The organism is Sphingomonas sp. TDK1 (assembly GCF_001650735.1).
In the GTDB taxonomy this organism is placed as follows: Bacteria; Pseudomonadota; Alphaproteobacteria; order Sphingomonadales; family Sphingomonadaceae; genus Sphingomonas.
In genome coordinates this window covers 128,593-142,668 of record NZ_LXVY01000009.1, presented here as the reverse complement: position 1 = coordinate 142,668, position 14,076 = coordinate 128,593, and the positions used below count along the sequence as shown (strand labels likewise).

At 66.6% G+C, this 14,076-nt stretch carries 11 protein-coding genes; 3 read left to right on the top strand and 8 right to left on the bottom strand.

Annotation, left to right across the window (positions count from 1 at the left end):
• Nucleotides 1-55 precede the first annotated feature (55 nt).
• Nucleotides 56-1,108, top strand: a complete 1,053-nt coding sequence (locus A7X12_RS08895; RefSeq protein ID WP_157105540.1) for an endonuclease/exonuclease/phosphatase family protein — start codon at nt 56-58, stop codon at nt 1,106-1,108.
• Here the strand turns inward: A7X12_RS08895 and A7X12_RS08890 are convergent.
• The 8 genes from A7X12_RS08890 to A7X12_RS08855 form a co-directional block, all read right to left on the bottom strand.
• A complete protein-coding gene (locus tag A7X12_RS08890) occupies nt 1,080-3,437 on the bottom strand; it encodes a TonB-dependent receptor (RefSeq protein ID WP_084445256.1) in 2,358 nt (785 codons plus the stop codon). The two genes, A7X12_RS08895 and A7X12_RS08890, sit on opposite strands and share 29 nt — an antisense overlap.
• Nucleotides 3,397-4,347, bottom strand: a complete 951-nt coding sequence (locus tag A7X12_RS08885; protein WP_064311278.1) for a FecR family protein — start codon at nt 4,345-4,347, stop codon at nt 3,397-3,399. The genes A7X12_RS08890 and A7X12_RS08885 overlap by 41 nt, the downstream gene beginning before the upstream one ends.
• A 61-nt stretch (nt 4,348-4,408) precedes the next feature.
• A complete protein-coding gene (locus A7X12_RS08880) occupies nt 4,409-4,939 on the bottom strand; it encodes an RNA polymerase sigma factor (RefSeq protein ID WP_064311277.1) in 531 nt (176 codons plus the stop codon).
• Nucleotides 4,940-5,061: 122 nt separating this feature from the next.
• The gene (locus tag A7X12_RS08875) at nt 5,062-6,423 is read right to left on the bottom strand and encodes a sensor histidine kinase (protein ID WP_232318424.1); all 1,362 of its coding nucleotides are present in this window, start codon (nt 6,421-6,423) and stop codon (nt 5,062-5,064) included.
• Nucleotides 6,420-7,094, bottom strand: a complete 675-nt coding sequence (locus A7X12_RS08870) for a response regulator transcription factor (protein ID WP_064311321.1) — start codon at nt 7,092-7,094, stop codon at nt 6,420-6,422. Before A7X12_RS08870 ends, A7X12_RS08875 begins: the two co-directional genes overlap by 4 nt.
• Nucleotides 7,095-7,103: 9 nt before the next feature.
• A complete protein-coding gene (locus A7X12_RS08865; protein WP_064311276.1) occupies nt 7,104-8,483 on the bottom strand; it encodes an efflux transporter outer membrane subunit in 1,380 nt (459 codons plus the stop codon).
• A complete protein-coding gene (locus A7X12_RS08860) occupies nt 8,480-11,626 on the bottom strand; it encodes an efflux RND transporter permease subunit (RefSeq protein ID WP_064311275.1) in 3,147 nt (1,048 codons plus the stop codon). The genes A7X12_RS08865 and A7X12_RS08860 overlap by 4 nt, the downstream gene beginning before the upstream one ends.
• Nucleotides 11,626-12,657: an efflux RND transporter periplasmic adaptor subunit gene (locus A7X12_RS08855; protein ID WP_232318423.1), complete on the bottom strand. Its 1,032-nt coding sequence runs from the start codon at nt 12,655-12,657 to the stop codon at nt 11,626-11,628. Before A7X12_RS08855 ends, A7X12_RS08860 begins: the two co-directional genes overlap by 1 nt.
• Nucleotides 12,658-12,760: 103 nt before the next feature.
• On the opposite strand from A7X12_RS08855, the gene A7X12_RS08850 reads away from it, so the two are divergent.
• Nucleotides 12,761-13,354, top strand: a complete 594-nt coding sequence (locus A7X12_RS08850) for a DedA family protein (RefSeq protein WP_064311274.1) — start codon at nt 12,761-12,763, stop codon at nt 13,352-13,354.
• Complete coding sequence (locus A7X12_RS08845; RefSeq protein ID WP_084445254.1) at nt 13,342-14,049, top strand: phosphatase PAP2 family protein; 708 nt, start codon at nt 13,342-13,344, stop codon at nt 14,047-14,049. Before A7X12_RS08850 ends, A7X12_RS08845 begins: the two co-directional genes overlap by 13 nt.
• The last annotated feature ends 27 nt before the right edge of the window (nt 14,050-14,076 follow it).

Here is a 14,076-nt window from a genome sequence, read left to right as displayed (position 1 = left end):
CGACTGCGGCTGCTGCTGCTGCGTGCCGTCCTTCGCTCAGCTGGAGGCAGAAGGCATGATCGGGCGTTTGGGTGCAGCAGCACTGGTCATCACAGCGGCAGTCGCGCTCGCCGGCGCTGCCGGTGGTCGGGCCAGCCCAGCGGCGCGGATACCATCGCGCGCGCCGCGCATCGCTCACGGCGTTTCCCTTTTGACCTACAATGTGAAAGGGTTGCCGTGGCCTGTCGCAGGGGGCCGTGTCGCTGCGCTGCAAAGCATCGCCGCTACCCTGCGATCAATGCACCTGCGCGGAGATGCGCCGGATATCGCTGTCGTCCAAGAGGCATTCACTGAAGGCGCACGCGAGATGATCCGCGCGTCAGGCTATCGATATGCCGCGCTGGGGCCGGGAACCGATTCAACGACGGAAGGCCGGCCATCTACCGACGAGCGGGTTTTCGCCGATGCCGCGCGGTGGTCGGTTGGTGAGACTGAGGGCAAATTTGTCGGCAGTGGACTTGCCATAATGTCGGACTACCCGATCCTCCGCGTCCGTAGCATGACATTCCCGCATTATGACTGCGCCGGCTACGACTGTCTCGCGGCAAAGGGCGCGATGATCGCGACGATCGCAACACCGGACGCCCCCGGCGGGATCGACGTTTTGACCACGCATCTGAACAGCCGCGGTGCGTCGGGCGTGCCAGCCGAACGGGCCGACGCTGCCTGGAAGCGGCAGTTCGCTTACCTGACCGCGTTTATCGCCAGAACGCATGATGAACGCCGCCCCCTGATCGTCGCCGGAGACCTCAACGTCGGGTCGGTGCCGGCTCGCCGGCTCCCGATGCAGGCCGCTGTACAGCGCTGGACGGCACAACCCGTGGTGCGCGATGCCCTGCGGCAGGTGGCGGCAACAGGGGGTGCTCTCGACCGCGATGCACGCTGGTCGCTGCGGCGGGCCCGTGATTGGCAGCTTCACTTCGACGGTGCCGACATGGCGCTCGACGCGGTCCGCATCACGACCCCGTTCGGCCGGGACGCGTCGGGCAGCATGCTGTCGGATCACGTCGGTTACGTTGCGACCTACCGACTGCGTCCGATTACCAGGAGCGTGACACCGACAGCGTGACGGTCCGGGGTCGCAGGGGTGTGAACTGGCGTTCCTTCAAAAACGGATTGCCGAATGCGAACGTATCTGCGGTCGTGTCGAGCAGATTGTCTATTCGGCCAGTGACAGTCCATTGGTCTCTGCTCATCTGCGCGTTGGCCGACAGCAGAGCATATCCTCCCATCGTGCGATCGGCGGCGGGATCGAAGGTCAGATGGGCATGGCCGACGTAATTCGCTTGTCCTCCCAGGGATCCCGACCAGTGTCCGACGTTGATACGCCAGGCGGCGACGAGCCGGGCGCTGAGATCCGGCGTGATCGGCAGCCGACGATCATCGACTTCCACGCCGTCATCGCTTCGCGTCAGCCTGGCGTCGACATAGCTTGCGCCTGCCGAAATGCGCAGCCTTGCGGATGCGTCCCAATCCACGCTGATCTCTGCGCCGAGCACGGCTGCGCTGCCGGCATTGCGTGTCGATACCAGCCCGCTCGGAAGCAGATAATCGCTCTGGATGCCGGACCAGCTCGTATGAAAGGCGCCGACGTCGAAGCGAAGCGTGTCGCCGTGCAGATATCCCCGATAACCCAGTTCGGCAGATCCCAACTCGTCGGCGTCGAAGCGCGTCGCTTGCGTGGTCGCATTGGGCGCGAGGCCGCCTGGGCGCACCGCGCGGGCGTAACGCAGATAGACCAGTCCCCTGCCGGGCGGGCGCCACGATACGGCGAGGCTGGGGGAGAGCGTCGTTTTCCCGATCCGACTGACGGTAGCGCCAGCTTCCTCCGCAGTTTCGTCCTCGTCGCCCGTGTGGGAGACGCGGGCGCCGACAGTCGCCTGAACGCGCGGCGCGACGTTGAGGGTCGCATTACCAAACCCGGCAATCTCCACCACTCGCCGCAACCGGCTTTGCACCTGAGCCGAATTGGCATCGCGGCTGATTGATTCAATCGTTCCGGTTTCATCGCTAACAGCGCGCATGTACGAGGCGCCGATCAACCAGGCGCCCGGCGTCGCCGACGACAGTCGCGCTTCGTGATTGCGGACGGAGTAGCGTCGCGTGTCGCTGAAGCGAAGGGGGCCGACACGGCCGAACGCCGGCGCGGCATCGGTCGCGTCCTGGACATAGTCGACCGCGTGATCGACGTAGCTGGAAGAGACCAGAAGTCTTGCATCCCCGATACGACCTGCGAGCGATCCACTGAGCGCCGAAAAGTCGTTGTCACTGGGTTCGGTGATACCGGCCGGGCGGCGGACCACGTCCTCCTGGACGACATAACGGCTGTCCCGCGTATTCACATTCTGCAGGGTGCCGGCGACGTCCAGTCTCCAGACCGGATCGGGCTGCCAGCGCACCGCCAGCCGTCCCCCGGTCGTTTCTGCGCGATTGGCGTTCCGCTTCTGTCCAACGCGGTCTATCCAACCCGCCTCGCGCGACGCATATCCCACGCCGCGTATGGCCAGGCGATCGTCGGCTAGCGGCAGGTTGACTATTCCCTCGATGCCGGCGCCTACCCCGCCGCTCTGCACGATCTCGGTCGAGACACTCGTGTGGAACTGATGTGCGGCGAGGTCGGGTTTCCTCGTCACCATGTGATAGACGCCGCCCAGCGCACCCGAGCCGTAGAGCGGTCCTTGAGGCCCTTTCAGCAGCTCGATCCGCTCCATATCGACCAGTCGCAAATCGGGGTCGGGCGCGTCGAAGGTGATGCGCGCCTCGTCGAGGACGACCGCGACGGTCGATTGGCTAGGGCCATTGAACGGACTGTCGGCGACCCCGCGGATAAATTGCCGGTTCCGGCCAGGTCCCAGATTCGTCAGTGACAGCCCCTCCAGCCCGAGGGCGACGTCGGTCGACGCGAAACCGAGGCGGCCGCCCGGAAGCCTGGCGCCTTGCAGGACGGCAATCCCGCCCGGAACGCCGCTGACCGGCTCGATGATCTTTCGCGCCGTGACGACGATTTCCTGTTGCTGCAGCTCTTCCGGGACCGCGATGGGCGGCGCAGCGCGGGGCGTGCGCGGCACCGGTTGCGTCCGGGGTCGCAGATTCCCGCGGGATTCGATGCGATATGTTCTCGGCCCCACCTGCGTGACCGTCAGTTTTGTACCGACCAGCAATCGCCGCAGGGCAGCCAGCGGTGTCAGCCGCGCGCGGAGGCGCGAGACCATGGCTTTCGGAAGCGGACTGAGCCACGCGACCGCGATGCCCGCCTGCTGCGCGAGCAGTGCGACGCTTGCTTCAAGCGTGCCTTCCGGCAGGTCAATGATGACGGCGGTAGATTTTCCGGGTCGGACCGATGCTTGTGCAACCGCTTCAGCGCTCGCCGACAGGAACGAAGCGGACACCAGCACCATCAGGGCGGCTTGAGATAGACATGAGCTCTGCAAGATCGCGAAACATCCCCGGACCGTTGGCAATCGCTAGCACTCCCGAGAATTTGCGGTTTCTCAGCCTTGGATCGACGCTCACCCCCTTGCCCGTATAACGAGAGAGGTCGGCAACGACGACATCGAGCGGCGCGTCGGCATATACGAGCCGGCCGCGTCGCCAACTGGCGACGTCGGATGCAACCACCGTCGAAAGACGAGCGCGGCCGCGCCTGCGCTCGGCGAGAAGCTGTTTGCCGGCCGGAACGGCCGCGGAGTTGCCCGTCTGCGGCTGGACGGACACATTCCCCTCCGCCACGGCAACGGTCAGGAAAGACGGCGTGAGATTGACCGAGAATTTCGTACCTATGTCACGAACGTCATAATCACCCGCCCGGATCGACAAGGTGCGACCGGCGACATGAGGCACGGCAAAATAGGCCTCGCCCGCTGCAAGCCGCAGTTTCGTCGGATCGCCAGCCTGAACGACAAGGCTCGAGCGCGGAGCGAGCGTCACGCGGGTGTCGCCGGCGAGCGTGATGCTCCGAGATTGTGCGGCGGCGTGATATACCACGTCGGCCGGGGTCTTCGTCAGCATGGGCAAGGCGATCGCTGCCGCGAGCGCTGCGGCGATCGAGCCTCCGATCCAGAGGGGCTTGCGCGTGTTTCGTGGGGCACGATCGGCGAGGCCCGCGTCCTCTTCGCGCTGCAGCGAAGGAGCATGATCCTCGATCATGCGGTCCAGCAATGCGACCTCATCGAAGGCGACCCGGTGAGCTGGATCCTGGTCGAGCCATGACATGTATGCGTCCCAATCGGCGTCGTCACGCGCGAGGGCGCCGTGCCAGGCAACGGCTTGCTCGAAGACGTCATCGTCACTTTGACGGGGCGCGCTCATTGCGCGGTAACCTTTCCGGAAAATCCTAAGCGCTCAAAGACGACACGCATATCGTTCGCCCTCAGTCGGCCAGCGCGCGACGAAGATATTTCATCGCAACCGCCATGTGCTTTTCGACACCGCTGTGGGAGATCCCCAGCCGGGCGGCAACCTCCGCGTGCGACAGTCCTTTCAACTTGTGCAGATCAAAGACCCGACGCGCCCCGTCGGGAACCGTCTCAATCGCCTGCGACAAGCGAGCGAGCTCCTCGCGGTCGATCAGCGCTTTCTCGGCATCGCGCGAGGGGTCGGCGCGTTCCTCGCCCGCGGCACTGGGTGGCGCCCCGTCGTCGATCCACAGCCGCTCACGCCGCATTCGGCGTTGCCGTTCGCGTGCGCGATCGACGATCAGGTTTTGCGCCATACGGAACAGATAGGCCCGGCCGTTCGCAGTCGGACCAGCACTGCCGCGGCTTGCCTTGAGCCAAAGGTCTTGCACCAGATCCTCCGCTTCGGACGGGTCGCCCGTGCGCGAGATGAGAAAGCGCAGCAGCTCGGCGCGATGAACCCCGTAAAGGACGTCGAGCGGCAGGTCTTCGACGGGCTCGATCATCTCCACCTAACTCGCGCCTCCCGCCGCCGAAAATGGAAAACTTCGAGGACGATGACAATCGAACACTTGGCCACATTGGGGAATCGTAATTTTGGCGGTGATTCTACCATCGCCCTGGTCCGTCAGGCAGGTTTCAGACCGACCTCGACGGTCGGGAAAGTGAGGATCACCGCAAAGCCCGATCCGCTATCGATCCGGGCGTTACCTCCCATCGCGGAAATGATCGCAGCCACCAGTGCCAACCCCAGGCCGTTGCCGGGGGAGGCCCTGGCGTGCTCGACCCTTACGAACCGGCGGAACAACGTGCTGGGGTCTGCGACCGCCGCGCCTGGTCCGTCGTCCCGCACGGTGATGCTCGCAGTCCGGCCGTCGGTTTCGCCGACAAGCCGCACCAGGGTTCCTGCTGGCGTGTGACGCAAGGCATTGTCGAGCAGGTTGGCCACCGCCTGACTGAGGAGCCGCTGATCCCCGTGGATAACGGCGCCGGGGCCTGCATCGACTTCGAAGCGATGTCCGCTCGCCTCAAAATCGGGCGCGTAGGTTTCGCCCATCTGCTCGACCAAGGCCGTCAGGTCCACTGGCTGTCGTCGGGATCGATCCTGCATTCCTTCGATCTCGGCGATGCGCAGCAGCGCCGCAAAAATCTCCAACAATTCGGCCGCTTCGCTCCTCGCCGCCTCGATTGCAGCCCGCTGCGGCTCCGCCTCATGACCCGAGAGCGCGTCACCCAGACGATTGTAGAGGCGCGTGAGCGGCGTCCGCAGGTCGTGTGCGACGTCGCTCGATACCTGCCGCAGATTGTCGAGCAGGGTATTGATCCGCTCGAGCATCGAATTGATGGTCCGGGCGAGGCGATCGAACTCGCTCCCCGAGCCGTCGACCGGCACCCGGCGCGTGAAATCGCCTGCGATGATCGCCTTTGCGGTCGCGTCGATCCGCGCAAGCCGCCGCCGCGTAATCCAGCCGACGAGCAGCGCGGAAACGCTCCCCATGAGCAGCGTCACCGCCAGAGCGCCGGCGAACAGCTGCATGAGCGTTCGATCAATCTCGTCGAGCCCGCTGCGATCCGCCGCGACGATCAACGTGCCGGCCCCAAGAGATGTCGTCAGCGCTTGGGCGACCCCGACGGCCTCTCCGCGTCGATAGTGCAGGAACTCTTCGTATCCGGGAGCGGCGGGATGATCGGTCACGATCGTCGCGGCGATTGCATTCCCCTCGCGATCGAGGAGGGTATAGTCGAGACTGGAGGTCGAATGTGCCGCGCTTCTGCGCTCGATCGCGGCGGTGAGGCCCGGCATCGTACCGCGGCTTTCCGCAATCAGCGAGCGCATCTCCGCCTCGATCCGGTGATCGAGCTGCTGCTCCAGCGCCTCGTGCGTCACTTCGTAGGCGACCGTACCGATGACAGCCGTCGCCATGCCCAGAAGGAGCGCAACGAGGGTGACGAGGCCGGAGGTCGAGCGCCTGAAGCGGTTCAGCATCATTCGGCCCGCAGCACGTAGCCGGCGCCGCGAACGGTCTCGATCGCGTCCCTCTCGAAACCGGCATTCAGCTTCGATCGCAGGCGGGAGAGATGGGTTTCGACGATATTGGTTTGCGGGTCGAAATCGAAATCCCAGACCCGCTCGAGCAGCATGGTACGGGTCATGACGCGGCCAGGGTTGCGCATCAGCTCGGCGAGCAAGGCGAACTCGCGGGGCTGCAGGACGATCCGACGACCGTCGCGCTCGACGGTCCGCCGATGCAGATCAAGCGCGATTCCGCTGACGGTGAGAGTAGGTGACTCCACCCGCGCGGCAGGCCGCCTGCCCAGCGCGTTCAGCCGCGCCGCAAGCTCCGAGAAGGCGAAAGGTTTTACGAGATAGTCGTCGGCGCCGCCCTCAAGCCCCTCCACCCGGTCGGCAATGCCGCCGACCGCGGTCAGCATGATGACCGGCGTCGCGTCGCCGGCTGCCCGCAGCGCCTTGACGACTGCCAGGCCGTCGAGGCCGGGCAGCATCCGGTCAAGCACGATCGCGTCGAAGTCGCCGCCGGTGGCCTGAAACAGTCCATCTCGCCCATCGGCGCACGTACTCACCTGATGGCCGGCCTGGCTCAGACCTTTGGCGACGAATTGATTGGTTTCGAGATCGTCCTCGATGATCAGGATGCGCATGACCATATTCTACTCGGAAGCGGTTCCCGTTCGCCACCCGCCGCCGAGCGCGCGAAACAAGGCGACCTCGCCCTGCGAAACTGCCAGGTCGGACTGAGCCTGCTGGAGCGTGGCGGCCGCGGTCGCGCGCTGCGCGTCGACCTGGAGCAGGCCCGGTGCGTCGCCGAGGCGGACGCGAGCCGCGGCCCGGCGGGCATAGGCCTGTGCTTCGCGTGCGGCCGTTTCCAGATCGCGATTGCGCCGCGTCTCAGCGTCATAGGCGGCCAGCGCTGTCTCCACTTCGCGCAGGGATCGTAGCACGGCGACGTCCCAACCGGCGAGCGCGGCGCGTTCGGTCGCACGGGCCTGCTCGAGCCGGGCACGCGCCGGCGCCTGATTGGGAAAAGCCCATGTCACGAGCGGCGAGGCGACCGCCTTGATCCCACCGGAGAGCAGCCCCAACGCGCCGCCGAGATTGACGCGCGGGTAGAGGTCCGCGCGGGCGACACCGACCCGCGCCGCCGCGGCGGCAAGGCGGCGCTCCGCCTCGCGCACGTCGGGGCGACGCAGCAGCAGGGCAGTCCCATCGCCGACCGGCGCGGCGGTGCGCAAGCGGGGCGCGGCGGTACAGGCGAAGCTGTAGTCGCGTGCTTCAGCGGGTGGCCGCCCCTGAAGCGTTGCGAGGCGGTAGAGCGCGTTGGCACGCTGCGCCTCGAACGGCGCGATTGCGGCGCGGGTCGCGGCGGCGATCGTCGCGACCTGCGACACCTCCAGCGGTGACACCTCACCGGCGCGGAGCTGTTCGCGCACGAGACCGACGGAGCGATCCTGCGCGGTTGCGACCGCGCGCGCGGCGGCGATCGCGCGGGTCGACCCGCACAGGTCGACATAGGCGAGCACCGTATCGGCCACCACTGCGACACGCAGCCCGTCGACGACGGCGGCCTGTGCCCCGGCATCCGCACCCGCCGCGGTCGCGGCCGATCGCAGCCGGCCGAACAGGTCGAGATCCCAGCTTGCCGTCGCGGCGATATCGTAATCGGTCGTCGGCACGTTGCCCGACGCGCTCGGCTGCGAAGCGGGGTTGTCCACCCCCAGCGCGCTCTCGATCGTGGTCTGCGGGAGTCGCGCGGCCCGTGCCTGCCGCAGCGCAGCGCGCGCGGCGTCGAGATTGGCGTAGGCGACGCGCAGATCGGCATTTGCGGCCAGTGCCGATCGCACAAGCCCGTCCAGCACCGGATCGTCGTAGAGCCGCCACCAGTCGTCCGGAACCGGCGCGATGGACGCGACGGGGAGCGTCGCGAACCCGCCCGTGGCGCTCCCCGGTGCGACCATGGGCGGCGACCTCGGCACGCTCATGCACGCCGAAGCGAGCAGTGCGAGGATCGGCGTCAGGCAGCGATGCGTCATGCCAGCGCCTCCTTGCGCTCGGGCGAGGGCGAGGCCGCGCGTTCCTCTCCGTAGCGGGCGTAGAGCGCCGGCAGCAGCAGCAGGTTAAGCGCGGTAGACGAGATGAGGCCGCCGAGGATCACGATCGCCATCGGGTGCTCGATCTCGTGCCCAGGCGCGTTGCCTGCGACGATCAAGGGCACGAGCGCCAGACCGGCGCATGCGGCGGTCATCAGGATCGGCACCAGCCGCTCCTCCGCACCGCGCAGCACCAGTTCGCGCCCGAACGCCACGCCTTCGTGACGTTCCAGATGCTGATAATGCGAGAGCAGCATGATGCCGTTGCGCGCCGCGATGCCGATCACGGTGACGAACCCGACGAGCGAGCCTAGCGACAGCACACCGCCGGTGAGCGCCACCGCCGCCACGCCCCCGACCAGCGCGAACGGCAGGCTGACGCCGACGAGCGCGGTGATGCGGCGTGAGCGGAACTCGATCCACACGAGGAGCAGGATGCCGATCAGGCAGAACCCGCCGGTGGACCAGAGCCGCTGACGCGAATCCTTCAGCGCGGCATATTCGCCCAGCACCTGGGGGTGATAGCCGGTGGCGAACGGCACCTTGGCGACCTCGGCGTCGACCGCCTGCGCCGCCGTTCCCAGGTCTGCGCCCGCGACGTTCATCGTCACGTCCAGCCGGCGCTGGCCGTTCTCGCGCTTCACCTCGTTGGGGGCGGGGACGATCTCAACATCGGCGATATCGCCGAGCCGTACCGGCGCACCGGCGCCCGACCCACTGCCGCTACTCGGCAGCGCGCCACCAAGCGTCGGAGCCTGGATCATCAGATCGCGCAATGCGTGAATGTTGTTGCGGACGGCCGGCTCGCCCCAAACCGCGACGTCGAACGCTTTCTGGTCGCGATAGATTTCGCCGACCTTCTGCTGCGCCACGAGAATCTGAGCTTGCCGCCGGACCTCGCCGGCCGACAGTCCGAGCCGCGCCAGTTCGGCCGGTTTCGGGCGGACACGAATTTGTGGTACGAGCACCTGGCTTTCGAGCTTCAGGTCAGAAATGCCTTGTATGCCCGCGATGGCCGACCGGACCCGCGCGCCCGCCGCGCGCAGCTCGTCCTGATCTGGACCGTAGATGCGAACCACGATCGTGGCCCCGGCGCCGGTCAGCACCTCCTTGATGCGCTCGCGCAGATAGGTCAGCACGTCGCGGAAGAGACCCGGATAGCCCTCGACCACGTCCTTGATGCGCTTCACCGAAGCGTCATAGTCGGCGTTCTCGTCAAGGCTGATCCACAATTCGGTAAAGTTGGGGCCGACTACCTCGTCGGCCTGTTCGGCGCGGCCGATGTGCGCGCCGAAATTGCGCACGCCAGGGATCGCGCGCAGTTCCTTAGAGGCTCGGATCGTGATCCGGTCCATCGCCTCGATCGAGGTGCCGGGCTTCTCGACGAAGTGCATCAGGAAGTCCGTTTCGCGGAAATCCGGGAGAAACTGATCCTTGAACGTCGCATAGCCGACCCCGGCGAGCAGTAGCCCGCCTGCGACGATGCCGACCGCGAGCGACGGCCGCCCGACGACGCGCGGCAGGAAGCCGACGTAGCGACGCTTAAGAGCGGCAACGAACCGGGTGTCGCGCTCCTCCTTGAGCGGCGCATTCGGGAGAAGGAGCAGGCACATCGCCGGCGTGACGGTCAGCGCGACGAGCAGCGACGTGCCGATCGCCAGCACATAGGCGACGGCGAGCGGCTGGAAGAAGGTGCCGGCGACGCCGCCGAGAAAGAAGATCGGCACGAAGACCAGCATCACGATCAGCGAGGCGAACACCACAGCCGAACGCACCTCCAAAGAGGCGGCGAGCACCACGTCGAACGCAGGCTTCGGATCGGCGGATTCGCGGTTCAGCCGCAGGCGGCGCGCGATGTTCTCGACATCGATGATCGCGTCATCGACCACTTCGCCCAGCGCGATGACGAGCCCGGCGATGATCATCACGTTGATCGTCGCTCCAGACCACAGCAATGCTAGGCCCGCGCCGAGCAGCGACAGCGGAATCGCGACGAGGCTGATCGTCGCCTGCCGCCAGTCGCGAGTGAACAGGAACAGCACCACCGCGACCAGCACACAGCCGATCAGGAGGGCGCGGGTGAGGTTGTCGATCGACCGTTCGATGAAGGTCGCGGGGCGGAAGATCGTGGTATCGACCTTCACGTCCTTCAGGCCAGGCTTCAGCTCCGCGAAGGCGACCTCCACCGCGCGGGTCAGTTCCAGCGTGTTCGCGGTCGGCTGCTTCTCGACGATCAGCATGATGCCGGGGCCGTCGTCGATGATGGCGTTGCCGATCGGCGCGGCGAAACCGTCGACCACGCGAGCGACGTCGCCGATGCGGACCGGCGCTTCGCCCGCCTGCTTGACGATCGCCTGCCTCAGGTCGGCCGCAGTCTGGACCGTGCCCGCCTGCTGGACCGCGAGGCGCTGGTTGGGCGTATCGACGAACCCGCCGCCGCCGACCAGCACCGCGTCGCCCACTGCGGCGCGGACCTCGGCCAGCGTCACGCCGGCGGCGCGCAGGCGGTCGGGATCGACCAGCACCTGAAGCTGGCGATCGCGCTGGCCCCATACCGCGACGTTGGCGACGCCGGGGACGGCCATCAGCCGCGGCCGGATCGTCCAGCGCACCAGCTCGGATATCTGCATCTGGTCGAGCTTCTTCGAGGACAGCCCGACCTTCATCGCGCGGCTGGTCGAGGACAGCGGCGGCATCAGCACCGGCTGACGCGCCGCGAGCGGCAGGCGCGGCTGGACCTGCGTGATCCGCTCACCGACCATCTGGCGCGCGCGGACCACGTCGGACCCGCGCTCGAATAATATCTGTACCGACGATAGTCCCAGCACCGACTTGGAGCGCAGCGTCATAAGGCCGGGCACGCCGTTGACCGCCGTCTCGATCGGCACCGTCACCAGGCTCTCGACCTCCTCGGTCGACAGGCCCGGCGCCTCGGTCTGGATTTCGACCATCGGCGGGGCGAATTCGGGGAACACGTCGAGCGGCACGTCTCGCCCGGCGCGGACGCCAAGCACGACCAGCAAGGCGGCGAGCGCGAGGACGAGGACGCGCTGCGCAAGCGCGAAATGGACGAACCGGCCGAGCATCAGTGCGCCGCCCCGAATTCGGTCCCGAACAACTCCGCCGCGCCATCGGTCACGACCTCCGCGCCCGACGCCAGCCCGCGCGCGAGTAACGCCCAACCGCCACTCTCCGATGCGACCTCGACGCGCTGACGGACGAAGGTGTCGGGCGCGGTCTTCCGATAGACCCACTCGCCGCCATAGATATCGCGCAGGATCGCGGCCGACGGCACCGAAAGTCCCTCGATCTGCCCGGCGAGCGGCAAGTCGACCGCAACACGCTGACCGACCCGGAACGCCCGGTCGCGATTGTCGACCGCATAGTAGAGATCGACGGTGCCTGCGTTGGTGTTGGCCGATGGCGGAGCCTGCACCGGTCGTGCGGATCGCGGCGCACCGCCTTCACCCAGGTTGCGAACGGTTGCGGCGCCGTCACGGCGGACATTGCCCACGTCGCTGCCAAACACCGATGCGCGCACCCACAGGGTTGCCTGGGACCCTATCGACGCGACCGCCGGTCCGAGGAGCTGTCGCTGCTGGCGTGCGGCGCCGAGCGCGGCCTGGGCGGCAGCCAGCGCCGCGGCGGCCTCGTCGCGACCGCGCACGCTGCCCGCTTCCTCGCGCACCAGGCTGGCGGCGCGGTCGAGGGCGATCCGCGCCAGCCGCGCCTGTGCGGTCGCGCGCGCCAGTTCGGCGTCCGCCGCGGCCTGCTGGCTGCCGATCTGCTGAAGATTGGTGGTCGAGTTGACGGGCACGCCGTTAGCGCTGGTCGGCGGTACCACGATCTCGCCGGCCACCTGTCGCGCGGCGCTGACCGAACCGCTCGCGACGCGGACGAGAGCGATCCCGAGTCGCTGCTGGGCCTGCGGCGTCAGGGTCAGCTTCAGCAGTTCGGCCTCGTGCGCGACCGGCTCGGCATGGGCCGGCGGACCTGCGGGCGACTTGGACGGTTCGGTGCCGCAGCCGGCGATGATTAACGGGACGAGAAGAAAGGGTGTGCGCATGGCGCCGGCATAGGTGCAGTCGATTGGCTCCGACTTGCCGGAACTATACAATCTCCCAATACACGCCGCAAAAACCGGCACTCGGCCCCTAAGATTGGGAAATCACAATCCTGCGGCCATTCCCTGGCCGCGCCATCGGTCTAATTGGTGAACGATGGACAGCTGGATCCAAGACCTGATCGCGCAGCTCGGATACCTCGGTATCGCGGCTTTGATGTTTGCAGAAACGGTGTTCCCGCCACTGCCTTCCGAGGTGATCATGCCATTTGCGGGCATGGAGGCCGGTCGCGGCGTGATGGCGCTGCCGGGAGTGATCGCCGCAGGAACCGCGGGTGCGATGGCAGGAAACATCGCCTGGTATCTCGTCGCACGCGCGCTTGGCATTACGCGGTTCGACGGTTTGATCGAACGGTATGGCCGATGGCTCACTATAAGCCGGAACGACGTCGACCGCGGGCAACGCCTCTTTGCCAACGGGGGAGCGCTCTTCGTTTGCGTGGGACGTCTCGTGCCGACGATCCGCTCGATCGTATCGATCCCGGCAGGACTTCTGGCGATGCCATTCGGCCAGTTCGTTTTCTGGTCTCTCCTTGGTACCACCGCCTGGACGTCGATCTTAGCCGTCGCCGGCTCTGCCTTGGGGCAGGGCTATGGCGCGGTCGAGCGTTTCGTCGGACCGATCTCGCTTGGAATCATCGTCCTGCTCGTGGTTGCCTATGTCTGGCGGGTAGCGACATGGCGACGTTAACGATGGGGTGGGACCGTTTGCGGCGCCGGCCTGAGCTCCTGTTGATGGTCACGTTGGCCGTGGCTGCGATCGTCGGCTTCGTTGTCTGGAAACTCGGCTCCGAGATCCGGGAAGGCGAAACAAATGCCTTCGATCGTTCAGCCCTTTATTGGGTGCGAGACCATCTGGGTGGCATCGCACCCCTACGTGCCGCGATGCTTGATCTCACCGCATTGGGGGATACCGCAACCCTGACCCTCGTCGTGATGCTCACCGCCGGTTTCGCCGCCGCCAGTAGAAAAACGGCTCTGGGTGCCTTCGTTGTAGCCGAGGCAGGTGTTGGGACGTCGATCACAGCGCTCGTGAAACCCTGGTTCGGCCGGGCGCGTCCCGATGTGGTGGAGCACTGGGCGCCTTTCAGTTCCGCGAGCTTTCCAAGCGGCCATTCGGCGAACTCGGCGATCGTCTATCTATCGATCGCCCTGCTAGCCGCGCAATGGGCACCGACCCGTGGTGGCCGCGTGTTCCTTGTCGGCGCATCGATCGCATTGATCATGGGCATTGGCTTTTCGCGCGTGTTCCTCGGTGTTCATTGGCCAACGGACGTGCTTGCAGGCTGGGCAGTGGGATCGGGTTGGGCACTTGTCTGCCTGACGATCCTCTACGTGTACGGTCAGAAACGCGCTTCAAGGTCGGTCGAGGACGGGTCGCGCTAACTCATTGCTATCAAATACAGGGCCAAT

What these genes read in the sequence shown, in the direction of transcription:
- A7X12_RS08895 (WP_157105540.1), top strand. Translation starts at nt 56, where the DNA reads ATGATCGGGCGTTTGGGTGCAGCAGCACTGGTCATCACAGCGGCAGTC.
- A7X12_RS08890 (WP_084445256.1), bottom strand. Translation starts at nt 3,437, where the DNA reads ATGGTGCTGGTGTCCGCTTCGTTCCTGTCGGCGAGCGCTGAAGCGGTT.
- A7X12_RS08885 (WP_064311278.1), bottom strand. Translation starts at nt 4,347, where the DNA reads ATGAGCGCGCCCCGTCAAAGTGACGATGACGTCTTCGAGCAAGCCGTT.
- A7X12_RS08880 (WP_064311277.1), bottom strand. Translation starts at nt 4,939, where the DNA reads ATGATCGAGCCCGTCGAAGACCTGCCGCTCGACGTCCTTTACGGGGTT.
- A7X12_RS08875 (WP_232318424.1), bottom strand. Translation starts at nt 6,423, where the DNA reads ATGATGCTGAACCGCTTCAGGCGCTCGACCTCCGGCCTCGTCACCCTC.
- A7X12_RS08870 (WP_064311321.1), bottom strand. Translation starts at nt 7,094, where the DNA reads ATGCGCATCCTGATCATCGAGGACGATCTCGAAACCAATCAATTCGTC.
- A7X12_RS08865 (WP_064311276.1), bottom strand. Translation starts at nt 8,483, where the DNA reads ATGACGCATCGCTGCCTGACGCCGATCCTCGCACTGCTCGCTTCGGCG.
- A7X12_RS08860 (WP_064311275.1), bottom strand. Translation starts at nt 11,626, where the DNA reads ATGCTCGGCCGGTTCGTCCATTTCGCGCTTGCGCAGCGCGTCCTCGTC.
- A7X12_RS08850 (WP_064311274.1), top strand. Translation starts at nt 12,761, where the DNA reads ATGGACAGCTGGATCCAAGACCTGATCGCGCAGCTCGGATACCTCGGT.
- A7X12_RS08845 (WP_084445254.1), top strand. Translation starts at nt 13,342, where the DNA reads ATGGCGACGTTAACGATGGGGTGGGACCGTTTGCGGCGCCGGCCTGAG.